At 39.9% G+C, this 22405-nt stretch carries 26 protein-coding genes and 1 pseudogene; 20 read left to right on the top strand and 7 right to left on the bottom strand.

Translation table 11 applies throughout. The annotated features are described in order from the left end of the window. Positions 1-27 precede the first annotated feature (27 nt). Positions 28-390, top strand: a complete 363-nt coding sequence (locus QZ488_RS00415; protein WP_293745653.1) for a DUF2237 domain-containing protein — start codon at positions 28-30, stop codon at positions 388-390. 10 nt (positions 391-400) lie between these two features. On the opposite strand, the gene QZ488_RS00420 is transcribed toward QZ488_RS00415, so the two are convergent. The 3 genes from QZ488_RS00420 to hemH all read right to left on the bottom strand — a co-directional run bounded on the left by QZ488_RS00420 (position 401) and on the right by hemH (position 3384). Continuing rightward, a complete protein-coding gene (locus QZ488_RS00420; RefSeq protein WP_293745654.1) occupies positions 401-817 on the bottom strand; it encodes a DUF4112 domain-containing protein in 417 nt (138 codons plus the stop codon). 21 nt (positions 818-838) lie between these two features. Continuing rightward, entirely contained in the window at positions 839-2113 is a 1275-nt protein-coding gene (locus QZ488_RS00425) for a DUF819 family protein (RefSeq protein WP_293745655.1), read from the bottom strand. Between the two features lie 188 nt (positions 2114-2301). Then, positions 2302-3384, bottom strand: coding sequence for a ferrochelatase (hemH, locus tag QZ488_RS00430; RefSeq protein ID WP_293745656.1), 1083 nt, complete (start codon positions 3382-3384; stop codon positions 2302-2304). Between the two features lie 529 nt (positions 3385-3913). On the opposite strand from hemH, the gene QZ488_RS00435 reads away from it, so the two are divergent. From QZ488_RS00435 to QZ488_RS00465, 7 genes and pseudogenes are all read left to right on the top strand, one after another. Continuing rightward, the gene (locus tag QZ488_RS00435; protein WP_293745657.1) at positions 3914-4156 is read left to right on the top strand and encodes a hypothetical protein; all 243 of its coding nucleotides are present in this window, start codon (positions 3914-3916) and stop codon (positions 4154-4156) included. Further along, entirely contained in the window at positions 4132-4467 is a 336-nt protein-coding gene (locus QZ488_RS00440; RefSeq protein ID WP_293745658.1) for a hypothetical protein, read from the top strand. Before QZ488_RS00435 ends, QZ488_RS00440 begins: the two co-directional genes overlap by 25 nt. A gap of 8 nt (positions 4468-4475) precedes the next feature. Continuing rightward, entirely contained in the window at positions 4476-4856 is a 381-nt protein-coding gene (locus QZ488_RS00445) for a hypothetical protein (protein ID WP_293745659.1), read from the top strand. Between the two features lie 111 nt (positions 4857-4967). Continuing rightward, entirely contained in the window at positions 4968-6239 is a 1272-nt protein-coding gene (locus QZ488_RS00450; protein ID WP_293745660.1) for an OmpA family protein, read from the top strand. 48 nt (positions 6240-6287) lie between these two features. Next, a complete protein-coding gene (locus QZ488_RS00455; protein ID WP_293745661.1) occupies positions 6288-6779 on the top strand; it encodes a Rab family GTPase in 492 nt (163 codons plus the stop codon). Between the two features lie 386 nt (positions 6780-7165). Continuing rightward, a pseudogene (locus QZ488_RS00460) lies at positions 7166-8060 on the top strand (GGDEF domain-containing protein); the annotation flags it as partial. Beyond that, complete coding sequence (locus tag QZ488_RS00465; protein WP_366508962.1) at positions 8061-8936, top strand: EAL domain-containing protein; 876 nt, start codon at positions 8061-8063, stop codon at positions 8934-8936. A gap of 22 nt (positions 8937-8958) precedes the next feature. Here the strand turns inward: QZ488_RS00465 and QZ488_RS00470 are convergent, their stop codons facing one another. Together QZ488_RS00470 and tolC are read right to left on the bottom strand one after the other, a co-directional pair. Further along, positions 8959-9765, bottom strand: coding sequence for an ion transporter (locus tag QZ488_RS00470; RefSeq protein ID WP_293745662.1), 807 nt, complete (start codon positions 9763-9765; stop codon positions 8959-8961). A gap of 201 nt (positions 9766-9966) precedes the next feature. Further along, positions 9967-11349 carry an outer membrane channel protein TolC gene (tolC, locus tag QZ488_RS00475; RefSeq protein ID WP_293745663.1) on the bottom strand — a complete coding sequence of 461 codons (1383 nt, stop codon included), beginning with the start codon at positions 11347-11349 and terminating at the stop codon, positions 9967-9969. Positions 11350-11609: 260 nt separating this feature from the next. On the opposite strand from tolC, the gene nudF reads away from it, so the two are divergent. From nudF to QZ488_RS00505, 6 genes are all read left to right on the top strand, one after another. Further along, positions 11610-12245: an ADP-ribose diphosphatase gene (nudF, locus tag QZ488_RS00480; protein WP_293745664.1), complete on the top strand. Its 636-nt coding sequence runs from the start codon at positions 11610-11612 to the stop codon at positions 12243-12245. Continuing rightward, positions 12238-12681, top strand: a complete 444-nt coding sequence (locus tag QZ488_RS00485) for a DUF1249 domain-containing protein (protein WP_293745665.1) — start codon at positions 12238-12240, stop codon at positions 12679-12681. The genes nudF and QZ488_RS00485 overlap by 8 nt, the downstream gene beginning before the upstream one ends. A 13-nt stretch (positions 12682-12694) precedes the next feature. Then, positions 12695-13441, top strand: coding sequence for a metallophosphoesterase (locus QZ488_RS00490; protein WP_293745666.1), 747 nt, complete (start codon positions 12695-12697; stop codon positions 13439-13441). Between the two features lie 9 nt (positions 13442-13450). Next, complete coding sequence (locus QZ488_RS00495; RefSeq protein ID WP_293745667.1) at positions 13451-14029, top strand: YqiA/YcfP family alpha/beta fold hydrolase; 579 nt, start codon at positions 13451-13453, stop codon at positions 14027-14029. A 100-nt stretch (positions 14030-14129) separates the two neighbouring features. Next, positions 14130-16019, top strand: a complete 1890-nt coding sequence (gene parE / locus QZ488_RS00500) for a DNA topoisomerase IV subunit B (protein WP_293745668.1) — start codon at positions 14130-14132, stop codon at positions 16017-16019. 44 nt (positions 16020-16063) lie between these two features. Next, on the top strand, positions 16064-17350 hold the full coding sequence (locus QZ488_RS00505) for a hypothetical protein (protein WP_293745669.1): 1287 nt from the start codon (positions 16064-16066) through the stop codon (positions 17348-17350). Between the two features lie 3 nt (positions 17351-17353). Here QZ488_RS00505 and QZ488_RS00510 read toward each other — a convergent pair whose 3' ends face one another. Continuing rightward, entirely contained in the window at positions 17354-17662 is a 309-nt protein-coding gene (locus tag QZ488_RS00510; protein WP_293745670.1) for a hypothetical protein, read from the bottom strand. A gap of 92 nt (positions 17663-17754) precedes the next feature. On the opposite strand from QZ488_RS00510, the gene QZ488_RS00515 reads away from it, so the two are divergent. Next, positions 17755-17940: a hypothetical protein gene (locus tag QZ488_RS00515; RefSeq protein WP_293745671.1), complete on the top strand. Its 186-nt coding sequence runs from the start codon at positions 17755-17757 to the stop codon at positions 17938-17940. 28 nt (positions 17941-17968) lie between these two features. Here QZ488_RS00515 and epmB read toward each other — a convergent pair whose 3' ends face one another. After that, positions 17969-18994, bottom strand: coding sequence for an EF-P beta-lysylation protein EpmB (gene epmB, locus QZ488_RS00520; RefSeq protein WP_293745672.1), 1026 nt, complete (start codon positions 18992-18994; stop codon positions 17969-17971). A 34-nt stretch (positions 18995-19028) separates the two neighbouring features. Here epmB and efp point away from each other — a divergent pair, with 34 nt between their 5' ends. The 5 genes from efp (at position 19029) to QZ488_RS00545 (ending at position 22372) form a co-directional block, all read left to right on the top strand. Then, on the top strand, positions 19029-19598 hold the full coding sequence (efp, locus tag QZ488_RS00525; protein ID WP_293745673.1) for an elongation factor P: 570 nt from the start codon (positions 19029-19031) through the stop codon (positions 19596-19598). Positions 19599-19673: 75 nt separating this feature from the next. Next, complete coding sequence (gene epmA, locus QZ488_RS00530) at positions 19674-20648, top strand: elongation factor P--(R)-beta-lysine ligase (RefSeq protein WP_293745674.1); 975 nt, start codon at positions 19674-19676, stop codon at positions 20646-20648. A gap of 98 nt (positions 20649-20746) precedes the next feature. Further along, positions 20747-21187 (top strand): hypothetical protein, encoded by a 441-nt coding sequence (locus QZ488_RS00535; RefSeq protein ID WP_293745675.1) that lies wholly within the window; start codon positions 20747-20749, stop codon positions 21185-21187. Continuing rightward, positions 21177-21821: a hypothetical protein gene (locus tag QZ488_RS00540; RefSeq protein ID WP_293745676.1), complete on the top strand. Its 645-nt coding sequence runs from the start codon at positions 21177-21179 to the stop codon at positions 21819-21821. Before QZ488_RS00535 ends, QZ488_RS00540 begins: the two co-directional genes overlap by 11 nt. Continuing rightward, on the top strand, positions 21818-22372 hold the full coding sequence (locus QZ488_RS00545; RefSeq protein ID WP_293745677.1) for a GNAT family N-acetyltransferase: 555 nt from the start codon (positions 21818-21820) through the stop codon (positions 22370-22372). The genes QZ488_RS00540 and QZ488_RS00545 overlap by 4 nt, the downstream gene beginning before the upstream one ends. Positions 22373-22405: the final 33 nt, after the last annotated feature.

Raw genomic sequence — 22405 nt, forward strand, 5'->3', positions numbered from 1 at the left:
TAAATAAAGTTTGAAATTAGGAAAATAATGCCAAATGAAAAAAATGTATTAGGGAAACCACTGAAACTTTGCTGTGGAAATACCGGTTTTACACGAGAAGGATTCTGTTACGTACCTTCCAGCGATCATGGCAACCACAGTGTGTGCGCTATTGTCACTCAAGATTTTCTAGAATTCTCAAAATCAAGGGGCAATGATTTGTCCACACCCATGCCACAATATCAGTTTGCAGGATTGAAAGTAGGAGATAAATGGTGTTTGTGCGCTGCCCGTTGGCAAGAAGCATTTAATGCCAACTGCGCACCACAAATAGTGCTCAGTGCCACCAATCAAGCTTGTTTACGCATTATCAAGTTAGAAGATTTAAAGTCGCATAGCATTCCTGAATAGACATGCCGTTTTAATTGTCTTGGGGAGGTTCCCACTCTTCCACTGCTTGTTGGCTTCTAGCTAGAATTTCTTGATGATTCTGGCTTACCCACCATCTTTCCATAATACGCACATTTTTTTGGTTTGATTTATAAAATAAATCAACCAAATCGCCAACAAAAGGAATTAACCCTAGCAAAAAATCAATCGCAATATTTTTTAGCATAGCTACACGCAACGCAGTAGGCACATCCATCTGTTTAGCCATACCAACAATAACAAGTGACACCCCCACCATTATAAGGTCTCCCACGACAGGGATAAGCCCCACCAAAAAGTCTAATCCCAGACGAATACCCAAAAAAGGTATACGGATCTTAGAGTCGGTTAAATCTGCCAACTTCTGAGCCTGCAAAAGGGTGTCTGGGGCTTGAAACGCGTCGTTCATTTTCGCTCTAACCTTAATAATCTAATTGATCACTTGTAAAATTTGACCACAGAACCAAGCCATATAAGTGCCCACTGTATATCCCAAGACAGCTAACATGACCGCAACAGGTGCCAATGAGGGATGAAATGCTGAAGCCACTACAGGTGCCGAAGCAGCGCCACCGACGTTAGCTTGGCTACCCACTGCCATATAAAATAATGGGGCTTTGATTAGTTTTGCCACTCCAAGCATAAGTGAAGCATGGATTAACATCCAAATAGCACCGATCACAAAAAATAATGGTTGGTCAGCAATCATAGTGACATCCATTTTCATGCCTATGGTCGCAATCAATATATACAAAAAAGCCGAACCTATTTTTGAAGCACCGGCACCTTCTAACTGACGCACTTTGGTGAAAGACAATGCCACACCCACAGAGCTAGCAAAAATAATCATCCAGAAAAATTTGCTGTGAAAACTGAATTTTCGTGACTCTGGGAAATTTTCTACAAAATACGGTTGAATGGTATCGGCAAACAAATGAGCAAAACCTGTCACGCCTAAGCCCACAGCCACAATTAACATAATGTCAGTTAGGCTTGGAATGCGTGAATGCTTAGCTTCAAAACTTTTAACTTTTTCTTTAAGTTCATCAATTGCGGAGGTATCGGCACCTGTTTTTGCATCAATGGATCTTGCATTCGCCGCCATGATTAGCAGCACAGCCATCCATAAGTTTGCGACTATAATATCAACCGTGACCATTGCGGAAAACATCTGGCCACCAGCTCCGTATATTTCTTTCATCGCAACTTGATTGGCACTGCCGCCAATCCAACTTCCTGCAACAGTTGTCATGCCTCGCCAAACTGCGTTTGGCCCATCAACGCCTAACAACTCAGGGAAAAAGGTAGCAACTACAAGGAGTGCAATCGGCCCGCCTATCACAATACCTAAAGTACCAGTGAAAAATAGAATAACGGCTTTACTGCCTAGCTTAGCAATCGCTTTTAAATCAACACTAATGGTCAATAACACTAAACATGCTGGCAGCAGGTAACGCGATGCTACGAAATAAAGCTGTGAGTTTTCACCATCGATTAAACCAAAAGTATTCAATAAAGAGGGCAAGAAATAACAAAGTAATACTGACGGAACAAACATATAAAATTTGCGCCAAAAAGAAACTTGGCTGTTAGCAGTGTAAAACACTAAACCCAGTAGAATCGCCAAAATACCCATAACAGTGGCATCATTGGTAAAAAGAGGAGTATGGACCAAAGCTTGATCAGTGAGATTTTGTGTCGACATGGAAGTTCCCGTTCTGAATCCGTCTTATTCACCCATAAAGGGATGTGAGCGGCATTTCTGATTATTATTTAATAGAATCTGATGATTTTTGTTTGCAGTGGCATTAGCAACATCACTATGTAAAATTTATGTTAACACATACTGACTATTTGGTCTTGTTAGGTATTGAAGGTCACTTCAATCAATATTCACTCTTGCGCGCCTATAGCTTTTGCCAGTTTACTTCGCTGCTCAGTACTTTCTGGCTTCATTACCCATCCTTGTAAGTGAGAATCGAGTAAATTTGTAAGCGCCATAATGTGCGATTCATCGGCATTGAGTGCTTCTATATATTCATAACGTTCACCACCGGCTTCCAGAAAGTAGTCTCGATTTTCTTCACCAATCTCTTCAATCGTTTCTAAACAATCTGCAGAAAAGCCCGGGCATACAACTTGTACAGACTTAACACCTTGCTCTGGAAACGCCTTAAGCGAATGATCAGTATAGGGTTTTAACCATTCTTCTCGACCAAACCGTGATTGGAAGCTGGTGAAGTGTTCTCTCTCACTTAAACCTAATTTCTCCGCGATTAGTCTCGACGTTTTGTGGCATTCGCAGTGATAGGGATCACCATTTAATAAGTAACGTTTTGGAATACCGTGATAACTAAATATTAATTTATCCGCTCGACCATGCTGTTCCCAGTGAGATTGAATTTTGTCTGCCACTGCGTTTATATATTCAATATTGTCATGATAATGGGTGACAAAACGCAGTTCGGGGATCCAGCGTCTCTTACTAAAACTTTGGGCTACTGCATCAAAAGTAGAACCAGTAGTTGAGGCGCAATATTGTGGATACAAAGGCAGTACTACGAGTTTTCGCACGCCCTGTTGTAACATTTTGTCTATTACCGAATCCACGGAAGGCGAGCCATAACGCATGGCAAAATCCACCTCTACAGAATCACCATATTGATCCTGCAACGTCTTTCGCAGCGCATTAGCTTGGTCTTGGGTATGATACATAAGTGGCGAGCCACGCTCAGTCCACACAGTTTCGTAGGCTTTGGCAGAACGCTTTGGGCGAATATTCAAAATGACGAAATTCAAAATCATCCACCACAGTATTCGTGGTACTTCCACAACTCTTGGGTCTGATAAAAATTCTTTTAAGTACCGTTTTAACTCGGCCTTCTTTGGCGCATCGGGTGTGCCCAAATTTGTAATTAACACACCCACTTTATCGGATTGGCTATGGGTAAAAGTAGGACTACCTTGGTATTTCATGAACAACTCTTGATGATATTAAATAAAAAAGACAAGCACTTAGTCGTAATGACAATTGATTACGACAAAAAAGCTATTTTGGACTAGTTTCTTTAAAAATCAATGAATTAGTCAGTTTACCTCAAGCGGCCGTTCTACCGTGCATATGGCAATCAATCTCTCAACCACAATGTGTGGGTTTTCCACTCTCCTTGGTCTGAGTCTTGGTCACAATTAAAATCACAAATAAACATTGTCTACCTTAGCGTCCACAGGGCTAAGTGAACTCATTCCGAAGTATTGTGGATTACCAAACACACACATATTTTCCATTTAGTTTTTAAAGCTAAATACTATGTTCAGATATTTACCAACAAAATCGCCTCAAGATTTATAACACTCTACCTACTAAGTTAAGTTATGAAAAGTGCATTTTTTATGCTAAACACTTGAAAACAGTTTAATTACCAAAAAAATCTGTGCATGATGATCCGATATCTAATGTCAAATTAATTTGTTGATCGAATTATTCGAGCAGAGGATTTGTAACATGGCTGATAAAAAAAGTGCCTACAACACTAAAAATCAAACCCCAACCGCCACCGAGACTGTCGAGATAAGCGAACTAGATAATTTAAGAAATATAGTTTTTGGAGCGGCCAAAAATGATATCGAACAACGTATTAACGCATTAGAGCAGCAAACCCAAGACAACTTCAAATCGATGCAGCTAACAATCGAAAAAACACTCAAAGTATACAAGCTGCCATGCGCGAGGGATTCAATCAACTAGATGATAAACTTGCCCTTGCCGATCAAGGTCAAGACGAAAAAGCGGCTGAGTTACATACTTATGCTGACAAAATATCTTCTGAACTTGAAATGGCTGAAGCAAACAGTAAACAAGAAAATGACGAATTACACGATCGTTTAGATAAAGAAATTAAATCATTAACAGTGAAATTCACAGATCAGCTTAACCAAGCCTTAGAAAAACTTACACAAATGTCCAGCGACCTCAATTCCACTAAAACTGATCGTAAAACCCTAGCTAAATTGCTGGCCACAGTGGCAAGTAACCTTGAAACAGACGAAGGTGAGTAGCCTGAAAAATGGCCAACCCTAACGAGCAGCAACCCAGCAAACCTGATGCCGAACAAATGCGCCAAATCCGTGAGTTGGTGCTAGGCAAAGACGGTCAACATATCAAACAAACGTTACAGGAAAACGCCCGAGAATTGGTCGGTGAAGTGTTTTCTGAAGCATTACATGGACGAGAAAAACATGACGGGTCGGTGAACAAAGTACTGTTACCACTGGTTGAAAAATCAATTGAACGATCAATAGATACTAATAGTGAAAAATTTATTGGTTATTTGTTTCCGCTGATAGGTAGTCTTGTTAGAAAATCTGTGACTGCATTTATTACAGAACTTTTAGAAAAAACCAACACCCTAATCGAAAACAGTCTTACCATTAAAGGTCTCAGTTGACGATTTAAAGCCTGGCAGTCTGGGGTAAGTTTTTCCCAATATGCGGCTAGCCAAACATTTGCTTTTCGAGTTGAACAGGTTTTTTTGATCCATCGTGAAACAGGACTTTTGTTGAATTCAGTTTCCTTGGGTTTAGAACTTGAAGCAGATGCAGACATGGTATCGTCTATGCTGACTGCCATTAATGACTTTGTGACTGACTCGTTCACCACCAATGCTGGGAAAGCCGAGCAAAACCTTGATGTTGTGCGTACGGATGATTTTACTTTATTATTAAAAAAAGGACCTAAAGCCTCAGTCGTGGCTGCGATAACTGGCAATATGCCACAAGACGTGGCAAATCAACTGCAAAAAACATTAGAAGAAATTCATAGTCTTTACGATAAAGAGCTAGATGATTTTGATGGTGATTCAATCCAATTTGAGAACAGTGAGCATCAGCTAAGAGACTGCCTGATGACGGTATTGAAACCAGACAAAGTCAGTAGAAATCGACCTTGGATGGCATGGACATTAGTTTTAATAGTACTAATAGGTAGCGGTTTTTTACTGTTTAAACGCTGGCAGTCACAAGAGCTAATAGAACATGTGAGTTTAATTGATAAAACCCCCGTTATTCTACTCACTAATATAGATACCCTAGGTTTAGAAAAAATACAGCTCGAAGTGATGCGTGACCCTGCGGCCCAATCAGTAATTGAGTGGCTTGAACAACAATCAATTAATTCCAGCCGAGTAATAGTCAAAGAAAGAGCTTATTTATCCCTTGACCCTTTACTCATAAAGCATAAAGTTGAGCAAGTTGTAGCACGTCATCCAAGTGTCACTGCCAACTGGATTGATAATCGACCAGAATTTAACGGTACGTCAACCAACCTTAACAAGCTGCTTTTACAAAACGAATTAGCAAACCTGATCGGATTAAATTTTCAACCTACGTGGTTAGACAATTTAGTGATTGAAGGTACAGAAAATAAAGCCGCGAATGATCCTGAGTTGATTAGAGCTATTTTAGATTTGAACATTGCTAAGATCGATCGTGTGTCTATTGCTTTTGAACCCGGACAAAGTGAACTATCTGAACAAGCGATTGAAAAATTAATTGAAATTGAGCAACAATTTAGTAATTTGGTTGAAGTAGCTGAACAGCAAGAGTTGTCAATGGGCTTAATTATTATGGGTGCAAGCGACACGGTTGGCACTGCATCTTTCAATAAAATATTGAGTCAGAAACGAGCTGATAATGTGAAATTAAAAATGCAAGAGCTAGGCATTGCGGCTAGCCGATTGAATGCCATAGGGTTGGGTGTTATAGAATTAAAAACAACTAAAGAGGGTGCGCGGAAAGTGTTGTTTAACGTGATATATTTTGACGGTGTTTAGGGCAAAGGATCTAAAAGAGCATAGAATAATGAAAAAAGTAGAAAAATCATGATCCAAAAGAAAATATGCCTGTTAGGTGCTAGTGCAGTCGGTAAAACAAGCTTAATTAGACAATATGTTGAAGGTATCTTTTCGAAAAAATATTTGACCTCGATTGGCGTAAAGATTGACAAGAAACAAGTTAAAACTGACAAACAAATTGTACAATTGATGATTTGGGATATTGAGGGCATTGACCGTTATTGCGGATTTCAGGCCAAATATTTGCGAGGCGCTTCCGCATTTATCATTGTAACTGATCAAACACGTTCACAGTCATTAGTAGAAGGGTTCGATATATTAAAAATGGTTCAAGAAGTCGCTGATATTCCCGGATTTTTGGCTATCAACAAATCAGATCTCCCCGCTAGTTGGCACTGGAGTGAAACTGAACTCGAAGAACTAAAACAAAGCTTTAATCAATTTTTTGACACTAGTGCAAAAACTGGTGATGGTGTCGAAAACATGTTCTCACATATTGCCAAAGTGCAAACTGAGTAACTAATTCTATGGATGCTTCACTTCTAACAGCTTTAGGTTTATTAGACTGCGTAGTTTTTAAACGCGTAGCAGCTGTAAAGTTTTAAGTGATCTATAAATCTGGGAATTGGCTCGATGAATTACTGTCTGAAACGGTAGGTAAAAAAGTCTGTGTTATTGAACAAAACTCAGCCTACCTAGAAGATTTTTTAATTGACGCCGAACACCTTTGGCAAACCAACAAAGATGGAAGAATTGAATCTGGTATATGGACAGAACAATTATCCACTCAGTTGATTCGGTTGGAGGCATCAGCAGTTCAAGCTGACCACCAAAGTTATTTAGTCGTCAATAAACTAGAAGATAAATATAACCAAAAACAGCAAACTCTGCAGATTGCCCGTGAGATGTTATTGTCGACTGACAAAATATCTGAGCAACATGACTATCTACATGCTCGTTTGGAAGAGTTACTTAGTGAGCCCAATGGTTCACTTGCAGCACAACAACCCGTTGCCCAAGCTTTGTCGCAAACTGATTTGGGTGTGGCTATCCTAGATGCTGAATTACGCTTATTGAATTGTAATCCAGCCTTGCGCGCGCTATTTGATGATTCACAAGTAGAATTGGATCTCCCTCCAGACAAACTGATACTAGAGCTTTTCAGAGCACAATATCCTGAGTGTGAACGTATATTTTCCACAGCAAGTTCGTGGACAGGTGAGATTTATTGGTTAAACCCACCACAACAAGGTAAGTGGCTTAAGTTATCTATACATCCTATAAAAAGCGAAACACAAAGAGTACAGAACTGGTTATTTAGTGTGAGCGATGTCACTCAAATAAAATACTTACTTAGACGCAATGAGAAGTTAACTCACTTCGATGCACTCACAGACTTACCCAACAGACAGTATTTTTGGCAAAATTTAGAAAACAAAATAAAACAAAATCGCCCATTTTATCTATTGTACATCGACATTAAACAGTTCAAACGAATTACATGGTCATTTGGTAGGCGATGAAGTCATAAAAGATTTGTCAAAACGACTCAATTCCATTACCCATGCTGATGACATGATAGCTAAGATTGGCGGGACAGAGTTTGCCATAATCATGGGACTCAACCATTTACATACTCAAATTTCGTCACAAGACCAAACTCAGTGTGTGAAATTTGCCAAAGAATTGATTAGTGCTAGTTGTTTACCATTCTATTTAAGCTCTGGGCAGAAATGCGAAATTGGTTTAAATGTTGGCGCAGCAGCATTCCCACAAGATGCTAATAGTGCAGAAGAATTAATGAAGTATGCCGATTTGGCCGTTTATTCTGCCAAGAAAAAAACAAAGAGTAGTATTGAGTTTTACTCAAAAAAACTAGTCGACGCATCACTTAAGCGTATTGAGATGGAAGATGCTCTTCGTAACGCCATAGAAAAACAAAAATTTGAGTTATATTTACAACCTATGTTGGACTTGGACTGTGGCAAAATAGTTAAAGCAGAAGCCTTAATCAGATGGAATCATCCAAATGGTCATGTGGTTTCACCAGACGAGTTTATTCCATTGGCTGAACAAACAGGGTTAATCATTCCTATGGGTAAATGGGTGATAAAGGAAGCCTGTTCAATCCTGCAACAATTAAGTGCAAAAGGCGAAGAGATTAAACTCTCGATCAATCTATCTCCTCGTCAGGTAAGCGATCGCCAATTATTCGAATTTATTAAAAATAGTGTAGAAAAGGCTCAAATTGATCCACAACGATTAGAGTTAGAACTTACCGAAGGTGTGTTAATAGACAATTATGACAAAGTAAATTATCTACTTGATGAAGTACGAAAATTAGGCATAACAGTCTCAATCGATGACTTTGGCACTGGTTATAGTTCACTGGCTTATTTGCAAAAACTACCCATTGACCGGCTCAAAATAGACAAGTCATTTGTCAAAGAACTCATCGAAAATAGCAATGACAGTCATGGTGCAATCATACTTGCGGTAATCGCCATAGCCCGCAGCCTAAGATTAGAAGTCATAGCAGAGGGTGTGGAAACTACCTTACAAAAAGATTTCCTCAAACTAAATAATTGCAACATAGTTCAAGGTTACTTGTTTAGCCGACCTGTACCTTACGACGATTTTTGTATTTTACTCGAAGAACAAAAAAATACGCATTAAGCCAAAATAGCACTCATACCCTTTATTTTTTATTCATCGACAATATCTGTATCTGCAATTTTGCTATTTGCTCAGAGATGTCTTTTAGACTTGGCTCTCCCTCTTCTTCCAAAGCTTCAGCGCGAGCATTAGCATTTTCCTGCTCCATGACATTTACCACAATACCAATCACCATATTTAAAAATGCAAAAGCAGTAAAGAAAATAAAGCTTAGATAAAATAGCCAACTCATTGGATACACTTCCATTGTTTCATACATCACGTCTGTCCAATCTTCAAAAGTCATCACCCTAAATAGGGTCAGCAATGAAATAGTGATGTCACCCCATAAAACAGGGTTAATTGTTTCGAACAAGGTGCTTCCAACGGCGGCATAAATATAGAAGATGATAAACATCAGCAACATCACATAACCAAGCTGCGGGAGTGCCTTGATTAAAGAAACCAATAAAATTCTAAGTTCAGGAATGATTGAAATCATTCTGAGCACTCTAAATACCCGAACTAGTCTTGCAACCAACGCCAACTCGGTATCGTCTGCTGGTATCAAGCTAACGATAACGATCAAGGTATCGAAGATATTCCAGAAGCTTTTAAAAAAGTCCCGCTTTCGATGCTCTGCCAAAAATCTGATTGTGATTTCTGTCAGAAAAAAAGCACTGATAAACCAATCTAGGAACTTAGCAATACTGTGCATAGTAGCCGACATTTCATAGGTTTTGGCACCAACCAAAAGGGCAGAAAATACGATAACCGTCACTACGAAAATTTCGAATAATTTGTTTGAACGAATTTGAATGAATTTGGCTTTTAGAGTAGAAACTTGCATCTTGGGAAATGGTTCTCAGAAAATAGTAAAATCGGCGTTAGAGTATTCATTTGATCTAGACTGTCAATCAATTATCGACAACCCCAGAAGATTTTATTCATTGGGCGGAAACATTCTCTTATAGTTTTTGGCTGACGTACCTTCCCATTCTAACCATAAAAAAGGGCAGCTAAAGCCACCCTAAATATTAACTTGCTTTTGTTAGCTGGCTTTAGCAGACATCAATCCACGGTTGATATCGACCAAGTCTTGCTCGGTTAAGTTCCCCGACGCACGCTTCAAATCCAATATCGCACTAATGAAATCATAACGAGCACTGGCTAGTCTTTGCCTAGCATCAAACTGATTTCTGGTACTGTTAAGCACATCAACAATAGTCCTAGTACCTACATCAAAACCAGCTTCAGTGGCTTTTAATGCACTATCAGCCGAAACCACTGCTTGTTGTAAAGCACGGATTGTCGAAGTCGCCGCAATGACATCATTGTAGGCTGAACGCACGGAACGCACTGTCGAACGGTAAGCCAACTCTAAATCTTCACTGGCTGCCACAAAGCGATATCTAGCTTGTGCTGTTTGTGCGTTTACTGCACCACCTGAGTAAATCGGTACATTTAATGTAATACCGATAGAATTCGAGTCTGTAGCTGGAAAATTAATACCATTGGTATCTGAATCATTTCTTCCATAGCTACCTGATAACGACAAGGTTGGGAGGTGTCCAGCCCTTGCTGATGAGATGTCTTCCTTTGCAATTTCCTTTGCAATGTTACGTACCATTAGATCGAGATTCATTTCTTCGGCTATTTTGAGCCAGTTATCAACACCAACAGGTGATGGACGTGTTGCACTAAAACTTTCGGTATTCAATACCGAAATATTGCCGTGATATTTACCCGTGATTTCACGCATCTGCTCTAAACGCAATTCAACCACATTTTCAGTAATAATTTCTTGAGCAACGGTATTATCAAAATTAGCCTGAGCTTCATGTACGTCTGTAATTGCCGTTAAACCCACATTAAAGCGCTGCTTGGTTTGTTCTAGCTGTCGCTCAATGGCTCGTTTTTCCGCCTGAACAAAAGTTAAACTATCTTTTGCCCGAAGAATTGCCAAGTATGCACCGGTTGTTCTAACAATCAGGTCTTGCTTGGACAAAGCGTAATTGGTATCACTTTGTTGAGCCACCTTTTCAGCCCTATCCAATGCAATCCAGTTTTGATAGTCGTACAATGACATTCTTAACTCTAGACCCATATTGAGAGTTTTAGAGTCCTGTTGGGTAACGTTACCAAACTCCAGTGGGGCATCTGGATTATCTTCACTTGGACCCGACAATAGTGGAATAGATTCTCTACTTCCATCGGTATAACCGATAGAACCAGATATTTGAGGTAATAAACTTGCTCGACTTAATGATATACCTTCAAAGGCAGCGTCTCTGTCAGCTTTAGCACGGTTGACAGTAGGGTCTTTCTCAATAGCCATTTGATAGACTTGATAGAGATCATCTGCAAACACAGACGTAGAGAGCCCCATGCTGATCCCTATGCAGATAAACGACGACAAAAATGTTTTTTTCATTGGAAGTCCTATGTGGTTCCTAATCCGACCCTAGTTTTGTATGCCACACGGCTACGTCTAGTCGAATACTTTTTATGTGATAGTAAAGTCTAAGCAAAACAAGTGTTAAGTAACAATGCTTTGTGGTAACACCAAGGGCTCAAGTGTAACAGAATATTATAAATTAATAGACCCTAGGCACGCCAGCATATGAAACTTCCTTATGCTAGGCTTAAGTTTCTAGGGTCAGTTGGTACAAAGTTAATCGTTACGGAGACAATTTGAAAGAAAATCAACAAAAGCCTCAACAATTTTCAAGTGAAGATGTACAAATATTGAGCAAGAAAACCCTATATCAAGGTTTTTTTAAGATGAGTAAATACGCGTTTAAACATAAATTGTTTGAAGGTGGATGGAGTGACGTGGTCGAACGAGAGGTTTTTGAACGAGGCCACGCCATAGCTGTTTTGCCATACGACCCTGTACTAGATGAATTTGTGATGATTGAACAAGTTCGAATTGGGGCACTCCCAACCTCCACTTCCCCTTGGTTACTAGAAGTAGTGGCTGGAATTATTGATGAAGGCGAAACACCTGAAGATGTATGCTGCAGAGAAGCCAAGGAAGAAGCCGGCTTAGAGATTAAAAAATTACACAAAGCGCTTAGTTATTTATCTAGCCCAGGTGGCACAACAGAACGCTTACATATCTATGTGGGTTTGGTAGATGCCAGTAACGCTAAAGGTGTACACGGGTTAGAATATGAAAGTGAAGACATTTTGGTACATAGAGTCTCCACTTCTGAGGCACTCGACTGGATTAACCAAGGAAAAATCGATAATGCTGCCACGCTTATTGCCTTACAATGGTTTGCTATGAATAAACAACAAATTTTGGAAAAATGGTCACATGACTAAAGAAATGGGTCGTAAATATGTGCCAAAATTAGCCAACATGCATAAGGTGTGTGAGGTCAACTATGGACGTTTGTTAAGGCTTCTTCCAGATTGTGATACACAAGATTTACAGTATCAATTTGAAGTAAATGTGAGTTTGATTTACACCATTAAAATTATCGACTGTAGCCGCTACACCAGTACCTTAGAAATGTCACAAAAAAGCCAGATGGGATTTGAGTTTCTGCGTCCTGTGGTGCAAGTAAGATTGTACCATGATGCCAAAATGGCAGAGGTGATCAGCGCACAGAACATAGGCTCATTAAAGCCAAGCTATCAATACCCTAATATTAAAATGTATCAAAAAAACGAAAAAGAAATGGTAAATCTATTTTTGGCTGAGTGGGTACAGTTTTGTTTAACTCAAAGTGATCAACTACATTCATCTGAAGCCTAAGCTATTCCAAAATATGAAAATTGTACAAATATCAGATTGTCATTTGTTTGCTGATAGCAGCAAAATCGGATACAACAACATTAATCCTTTTCTAAGCCTAGAACGAGTTTTAGCGGAAGTAAAAATACAAAGTCCAGATGTGTTACTAGTCACGGGTGATATTAGTGGTGATGGTTCTGGGCAAAGTTATCAACATTTTTCTCATTTAATCCAAGGGGCACAAATAGGCTGCCGAATTGGCATTATCCCAGGTAATCATGACAATCAACAACAACTAGCAGCAAATATTGTAGAACAATACCTGTGGTTACATCATCCAAGAATGGTTTTGCCTAACCAATGGCATATTCATTTATTAGACACCCAGTATCACCAAACAATTGGCCAAATATCAGAAAATCACCTCACGTCTTTAACTGAATACGTACAACAACATTCAAATGAATATCACCTGCTAGCCGCCCATCACCACCCAATTCCTTGTGGAGGTTGGATGGATAAACACGAATGGACAAACCGGCAAAAATTTAATGCTGTTGTAGCTAATCATCAATCAATCAAAGGCGTGATCTATGGGCATATACACACCGCAATCGACCAGCAAGTAGACCAATGTTTATATATGGCATGCCCGGCTACTTGTTGGCAGTTTGCAAACCAAGAGTCTTTTGCTACAACCGATATAAAGCCGGGATTTAGAGTGATTAATCTTCTAGAAAATGGTCAAATAACAACATCTATTCATCGGCTTATCGAGTAACCCTTCACAGTGCAATATGTTGTTATTTATTTACATGGATTTCTTAGTTCTCCAGAGTCACAAAAAGCCACTCAAACACTTAATTTTGTAAAAACTTACTTTCCAAATTTAACAATAGAAATACCGCAGCTTTCTAATTATCCAAATGACGCGGTGACAATTATCGAACAATGTATTACTAAACATAAAGATAAAAAATTACGTTTTATTGGTAGCTCGTTAGGTGGTTTTTTATCCACATTCATGGTGGAAAAATATTCTGGGAAAGCGGTGTTAATTAACCCTGCGGTGCGCCCTTTTGAATTGTTAGGTGATTTTTTGGGTGAACATATTAATCCGTATACCCAACAAAAATTTTTACTGGAAAATAAACATATTGATGAACTTCGTGAATTGGATACGCCTACTTTAAAGCCAACATCTGATTATTGGGTGTTATTACAAACGGCAGACGAAACCCTAGACTACCGTCAAGCAGAATCCAAATATCAAGAATATAAGTTGAGCATAGAACAAGGTGGCGATCATAGTTTTCAAGATTTCCAGAGATTCTTACCAGATATTTTTAGGTTTCTACTGCAAGACTAATTGAAGCTTGGTATAACATGTTTCTTGATAATAGATTTAGCACCTTGTGGGTATTCCCACACAACCACCAATCGAATAATAAGAGCTCTGATTAAGAACTATGTCAAACGAATATAACGCAGATGCCATTGAAGTATTGAACGGCCTTGAGCCTGTTCAACGTCGCCCAGGTATGTATACCGATACCACCCGCCCCAACCACCTGAGTCAAGAAGTGATTGATAACAGTGTGGATGAAGCCTTAGGTGGGTTTGCCACCTCAATTCGAGTGGTGTTACACCCAGATCAATCACTTGAAGTGACAGATGACGGTCGTGGTATGCCAGTGGACATTCATCCTGAAGAAAAAATATCAGGTGTCGAGTTGATCATGACCAAGCTCCATGCTGGCGGCAAGTTCTCAAATAAAAACTACCAGTTTTCAGGTGGTTTGCATGGCGTAGGCATTTCAGTGGTTAATGCCTTATCCAAAAGAGTAGAAGTGAATATTCGCCGTGATGGCAACGTGCATCAAATTGCCTTTGAAAACGGCGACAAAGTGCAAGAGTTAGAAATTGTAGATACTTGCGGCAAACGCAACACCGGCACCAAAGTGCATTTTTGGCCTGATCCAAAATATTTTGATTCTTCTAAATTTTCAGTCTCTAAACTTTTACATGTATTACGCGCCAAGGCTGTGTTGTGTCCGGGTTTACGCATTCGATTTGATGATAAAATCAGCAACGAAACCACAGAGTGGTACTTCGAAGATGGCTTACGTGACTACTTGTACCAATCGGTAAAAGAATATGTGACCTTGCCAGCCGACAGCCCCTTTGTAGGTGCTATTTCAGGTAACACCGAAGCCGCTGATTGGGCAGTGATGTGGTTACCCGAAGGTGGTGAAATGATCACCGAAAGTTATGTCAACCTTATCCCAACAGCGCAAGGCGGGACACACGTTAATGGTTTACGTCAGGGCTTGTTAGAGTCGATGCGTGAATTTTGTGAATTTAGAAACTTATTGCCGCGAGGTGTAAAACTCACTCCTGAAGATATCTGGGATCGTTGTAGCTATGTTTTGTCTACCAAAATGCAAGATCCACAATTTGCTGGGCAAATAAAAGAACGTTTATCCTCACGCCAAGCGGCCGCTTTTGTATCAGGAGTAGTCAAAGATGCCTTTAGCTTATGGCTTAATCAACATACCGATGTGGCAGAGTTATTGGCTGATATGTGTATTAACAATGCACAAACCCGTTTACGCCAAAGTAAAAAAGTGGCCCGTAAAAAGGTCACTCAAGGTCCTGCATTGCCCGGTAAACTCACTGATTGTTCGACTCAAGATACCAGCCGTTCAGAATTATTTTTAGTAGAAGGAGATTCAGCTGGCGGCTCGGCAAAACAGGCCAGAGATCGTGAATTTCAAGCAATTATGCCGCTACGTGGGAAGATCCTAAATAGCTGGGAAGTCGACTCATCTCAAGTATTAGCCTCACAAGAAATTCATGATATTTCTGTGGCCCTAGGTATCGATCCAGATTCCGAGGATTTGAGTGGATTACGTTATGACAAAATCTGTATTTTGGCCGATGCTGACTCAGATGGTCTTCATATTGCCACCTTGTTATGTGCCCTATTCGTTAAACATTTTAGAACCCTAGTCAATACTGGGCATGTGTATGTGGCTATGCCTCCGCTGTTTAGAATTGATATAGGCAAAGACGTGTATTACGCCTTAGATGAGGGTGAAAAAGAAGGCATTTTGGACCGTATAGTCGCCGAGAAAAAACGCGGCAAAGTCAACGTGCAACGTTTCAAAGGACTGGGTGAAATGAACCCATTACAATTGCGCGAAACCACCATGGACCCTAATACTCGTAGGTTGGTTCAGCTTATGGTAGACGACTCAGAACAAATGTTAGAAATGATGGATATGCTGCTCGCCAAAAAACGCGCGCCAGATCGCAAAGAATGGCTTGAATCGAAAGGAAATATGGCGATTGTTTAGTTGTAACTACCCACATCAACGACCAAGCTTAGAGGGAACCTATCTTGGTTAAATTATTTAAATATATTAGTATTTTTCTACTATTAGTCATTCTTGCGGTTATAGGCCTTTTCATCACGGCAATCGAGTCCTATCCCATTGTTGTCACCCGTAGTGGCGAACAAATCAACCAAGCAGAATCAGTTAAAAAACTGATGCAGCAACTTAGTGCGAGTGTGAAAAATAGAACCAACAAACAGAATATGAATATTAGCCAAGATCAGTTGAATAGCTTAGTAGGCTTTGCGCAGCGCGCCAACGGAAATATTAATGGTCAAGTGCATATAACTCAGCATTCAACCAGTGTTTTGGCTAGCTACCAATTACCCAAAAACCCTATTGGGCAATATCTGAATTTTGATATCTTATTATTACCTGGCCCCGGAATTAACGTAAGTCATGTGAAACTTGGCCCCGTTAATGTGCCCGGTAGTTTCGCTTTAGATTCCCTTATTTACTTAGCTAATTGGTATACCAACAGCGATATCGCTAGTCAATTTGTGCAGCAAGTAGAGTCGGTATCTATGACTGAGCGTCAAATGCAATTGTCTGTACTGCCGCTGGATCAATTTCTTAGGGAATTAAATGAGGTTAAACAAGGCCTAGGCGGCGGTAGTGATGAAGAAATGCGACTTAGAACAGCGTATTACCTGAAACAACTGTCTTTATTAGATGCGGGGAAAAGTGCAACAGCACAATCTTTGGCTGAGTATATTGGGCCTGTATTTAGCTTGGCAGTAAATCGCTCAACTTATGAAACAGCTGCTAAAGAAAACGAAGCAGCAATCATGGCTCTAGCAATATTTGCTGGGCATCATAGATTTGCTAATTTAGTGGGTGATGTGCAGCCAATGAGAGGCAAGGTCGCACTGCCCAGAACGAAGCCAATGTTAAAATCTAGAATCGATCTTAATCAACACTTCATTTTCTCTGCAGCCATCAAAATATTATCCGAACAAGGTTTGAGTATCGCCATTGGTGAATTCAAAGAGTTAATGGATAGAAGTGACGATGGCAGTGGTTATAGTTTTGTAGACTTGGCAGCGGATATTGCGGGAGTAGAATTTGCTGTGGCTGCGACAACCCCTTCTAGCGCTACTTCGATACAAAATATACTTGCTGGCAACACTGATGAAAGCCTATTTTTTCCTAGCATCAAGGGCTTACCTGAAGGCTTAAGCAAAAGTGAATTTAGCCGTGATTTTACTGAAGTAGACAGCCCTGAGTATCTTAAAATGGTAGGCAGCATCAATAATAGAATCGCTGAATTACCTATACATAAAGCTCGTTAGAAACTAACGGGCTGTTTTTTGAAATTGATTCAGGGTTTTAAGCATCAATTCAATTTTTTTGACTATGCTAGGCAGTTGTTCTTTTAGCTCATCTTGAGCTATTTTTTCTAACGCTAACACTTCATTCGCTAATTCTTCTACATAAGGTTTAAACAAACGACTATTAGTGGTAAATCCTGCGTCTTTGGCAAAAATAGCACTAAACTTGCCTTTTCCATCATGCTGCAAACGGCTAATGACTTGATCGGCATCAATAGATTTTCTATAAATAAGTTGTACGTTTTCGCTGAGGCTTTGAATGATTGTTTGCATAACTAAAGTTTTACTTAAGGTTGTCGATATAGATTTGATGCGGGCGATTTTGCCCGTTTTTGTACTCTGCTACAAGTAATAAGGAGCACTGTATGGATATTTCAGGAGCGAGTCACTCGTCGGTTAGTTCGACGCTTGAAATAAAGTCTCTACAACTTGCTAAATCACAGCAAAAAGTAGAGGGTCAAGCGACATTAGATCTAATCGAAGCTGCTGCAGCACCTAAAACTTCATCTGCTAACTCAGCAATTGGGTCCAATATCGACACCTTTGCCTGATAATAATGGGGTTCCTTTAATAGTTACCCTATGGATGAAGCTGTAAATCAAGCGGCGTTTTGCCGGGCTGGCCACCTATTTCTCTCACGAGCTTAGGCACCAGATAACCCGGCTGACGCTTTATCAATTCCCGCATCAACTGTTTTGCTTTGCTGTCAGGTGAATCAAAATGTTCAGCGCCTTGTACTTTATCTAAAACATGTAAGTAATAAGGCATCACGCCTATCTCGAACAAACCTTCGTTTAATGCAATTTGTTCATCCGCGGTATCGTTTATGCCCTTCAACAACACTGCCTGATTGAGTAATGTTACACCCGCCTGTTTTAACTTTTGCATTGACTTAGCAAGCGCAGTATCAATTTCATTGGCATGATTAACGTGCAACACCATCACAGGTTTCAAACGGGATTGGGTAAACCAAGCAATTAACTCAGTTGTAATCCTAGAAGGAATAACCACCGGCAAACGCGTGTGAATACGCAATCGTTTGATATGTGGAATAGCCTCTATCTGGTTGGTTAGCCATGCTAGAAAATCATCATTAGCCATCAATGGGTCGCCACCGGAATAAATCACTTCGTCGAGCTGTGGGTTAGCTGCAATATAATCTAATGCCTGTTTCCATTGTTGTTTATTTAAATGGTTATCGGTGTAAGGGAAGTGTCTTCTAAAACAATAACGGCAGTTCACAGCACAGCCGCCCCTTACCAACAGCAAAAGTCGATTTTGATACTTATGCAGAATCCCAGGTTGCTTATTGTTTTGTTCTTGTAGTGGGTCGGTCGAAAAGTTTTCTGAGGTAACAAACTCACTACGACTGGTAAACACTTGTCTAAACAAAGGATCGAGGGGATCGCCTTTTTTCATTCTTTTGGCAAAAGGACGAGGCACTCGCATTGGGAAAAGTTGTCTTGCCTTAATATCATCTTCGAAGTTTTCTAAAGGTAATTCTAAGTATTCAAGCAACGAAAGTGGGTTTGAAAAGGACATAGCCATTTCTTTTTGCCAGTTGTTCTCTACAGCCAGCAGTTTTTTAGGTATTATTTGTGACAATTACAGACTCAGCATAGTTACATTACGGGGACACATGGCTAATTTCAGCACAAATGAGTTTAAAGCGGGCTTAAAGATAATGCTCGACGGCGAACCTTGCAACATTCTTGAAAATGAATTAGTAAAACCAGGTAAAGGCCAAGCCTTTAGTCGGGTTAAAATTCGCAAACTTATTTCAGGAAAAGTAATAGAAAAAACCTTCAAATCAGGTGATTCAGTAGAAGGTGCCGATGTGTTGGATACCGAACTGGCCTATTTGTATACCGATGGTGAATTCTGGCATTTCATGAATAATGAAACATTCGAACAAATTGCCGCAGATGAAAAAGCAGTAGGTGAAAACGTTAAGTGGTTAGTAGAAAACGACACTTGCACCATTACTCTTTGGAACGGCGCACCTATTGTTGTGCAACCGGCTAATTTTGTTGAACTTGAAATCACTGAAACAGATCCTGGTCTTAAGGGCGATACTGCTGGTACCGGTGGTAAACCTGCTACTTTATCTTCAGGTGCCGTTATCCGAGTGCCTTTATTTGTGCAAACTGGCGAAGTCGTTAAAGTCGATACTCGTAGTGGCGAATACGTATCTAGAGCGCAAAAATAGGTTATACCTATACCGCTTCAAAATATATTAAGCCCACGTTAGTGGGCTTTTTTATTGTTTAAAAATGGGAAAACAATGCAAGCAGATAAATGGCGACCTAGTGCTTCAATCGAAGCATTAAAACAGCGGGCCTTAGTGTTGCAAAAAATCAGACAGTTTTTTGCAATTCGTGATGTGCTTGAGGTAGATACTCCTTCCTTGAGTCATGCCACTGTGACCGATGAACATTTATATTCTTTTTCGACCCAATTTAATCACCCCAATACACCACAAGCATGCACCCTGTATTTACAAACCTCTCCTGAATTTGCCATGAAAAGACTTTTAAGTGCTGGCAGTGGTGCTATTTATCAAATCTGTAAGTCTTTTAGAAACGAAGAAGTGGGGAATTTTCATAATCCTGAATTTACTATGCTTGAGTGGTACAGACCGCGCTTTGATCATCTGCAGTTAATGAGTGAAATTGATGAACTCATGCAGTTGATATTAGGCTGTGATACGGCAGAACGAGTGACTTATCAAAATGTGTTCAAGCAACATTTGGGATGCGATCCACTAACATCGACTCTGGCCGAGATCCAAAATTTGGCAAGCCAATATGGCCATGCTGAACTGGCAGCCAAAGAGAGCAACAAAGACACATTACTAATGCTGTTGTTTAGCCAGCACATTGAGCCCCAAATAGGCCAAGACCGTCCTTGCTTTGTTTTGGACTTTCCCGCCAGTCAAGCTGCATTAGCTAAAATAAGCGCAACCAACCCACTAGTAGCCGAGCGATTCGAGTTGTATTTTCAAGGCATAGAATTGGCGAATGGTTTCCATGAACTAACCGATGGAGCAGAGCAACTGAAACGTTTTGAGCAAGATAATATCAAACGTAAAAATGTAGGATTGGAAATGATGCCCATAGATCAAAATTTTATCGCCGCGATAAATGCAGGATTGCCAGCATGTGCTGGCGTTGCACTAGGTATTGATAGACTTTTAATGCTGGCTTTTAACTGTTCTAGTATTGACCAAGTCATCGCTTTTGAAAATAGTCGAGCTTAGATTGGACATTTTTGTGTCACTGCCTGTATAAGTTATTTAAGAATGGGAAGTTATTAACGTTATTCCGTGAAAAACGATAAAAGGTCAATAAACACTCTATGCCTGATTTACAAATATCCACGTTACAAAATGAATGGGTAACACTACAAACCCAGTTCGACAGTTATGAAAAATGCTCCTTAGCCATCAAACTTTTTTGCATTTTAATCTGCTGCATTCTAGTTTTTGCTCTAAATGCTGGTTTATGGTGCTTGTTAGTTATTGCTATTTTATGGCTACAAGACGGGATTTGGAAAACCTTTCAACATAGAATCGGCTTACGTCTTGAGGTTGTAGAACAAGCAATCAAAGATTTTCCGCTTGCGATTCAAGAAAATGCGATACCAATAGGCATGCAATTTAATCTAGCGTGGGGGCAATCTCGACCAAACACTATTGGTTTGGTTGGTGAATATATTAAACAGTCCCTTAAACCTACTGTAGCTTATCCCCATGTGGCTTTGATGGCTTTAGTACTTGTGAAGTTTTATGTCAACTAAGCAAAAACACTACCTTGTGGGTTATGGCAGTTTGCTGAGTCATGATAGCCGCTCACGTTATTCAAATATCTTTTGCCCAAACATGCCTATTGTTTTAGAAGGATGGCGACGTGAATGGTTAGCAAGGGGTTTAGCAGACTTACAAACTGGTTTAGGTGTAAGTCAAATTGAGTCTGCCCAACTAAACGCAGTGTTGTTACCCATAGAACAAATATCTGCTGAGTTACGTACCCGTGAGCAAGACTATCAATTTGTTGAAGTCGACCCAGTCAACATACAGGCCGCCCAAGAATCTGCATTGACGCAAACTGAACTTAATAACATTCGCGCTAATCCAGATAACAACAAAATATGGATATGTGCCAACTTACATAAAGAACAAGCCGACATCCACTACCCGATCAATCAAACATACTTGGACACCTGTCTTGTAGGATGTCTTGATTTGGCAATCGATGACTTTGCTGCTGACTTTATCCAACACACCCACTTTTGGCAGCATGGCTGGGTAAACGACCGTAATAATGCACGCTACGCGAGAGCGGCAAATGTCACACTGCAGCAACAAAAACAAATTGATAAACTTTTAGAGCAGCAGCAAGTATTACAATATCGACAAGATACTGATAGATGAAAGTCCTCAGCTCACCTCGATTAAAGTTAAGAAAATTAACGACCAAAGATGCAGACTTTATTGTTGAACTGCTGAACGACCCAGATTGGTTTAGATATATCGGCGACCATGGTGTCAAAAACAGACAGGAAGCTTTGCTCTATATTAAAAATGGACCACAAACCATGTATCAACAACATGCTACCGGTTTGTTATTAGTTGAATCACTCGAGCATCAAACTCCAATTGGATTATGTGGTCTATTAAAGCGCCCTACACTACCTCACCCCGACCTTGGCTTTGCATTTTTACCCAATTATCGAAAACAGGGCTTTGCTTTAGAAGCGGCAAAACTTGTGATGACTGATGCCCTTGAACGAAAACTGAATGATAAAATATTAGCGATCACTTCTGTCGATAATGAAAAGTCGATTCATTTACTGACAAAACTAGGTTTCAATTTTAAAGAATTGATAGATTTTTCAGGGAGAGGGGATAAAACCAAATTGTTTGAGTTGATTATTAATACCATATATGGACCCTCTCCAATTGCAAGACACCAATTTGACTGATTAACAACACTCATTGCTGCCATATATTCGGCT

This window comes from uncultured Paraglaciecola sp. (genome assembly GCF_913020055.1).
Taxonomy (GTDB): domain Bacteria; phylum Pseudomonadota; class Gammaproteobacteria; order Enterobacterales; family Alteromonadaceae; genus Paraglaciecola.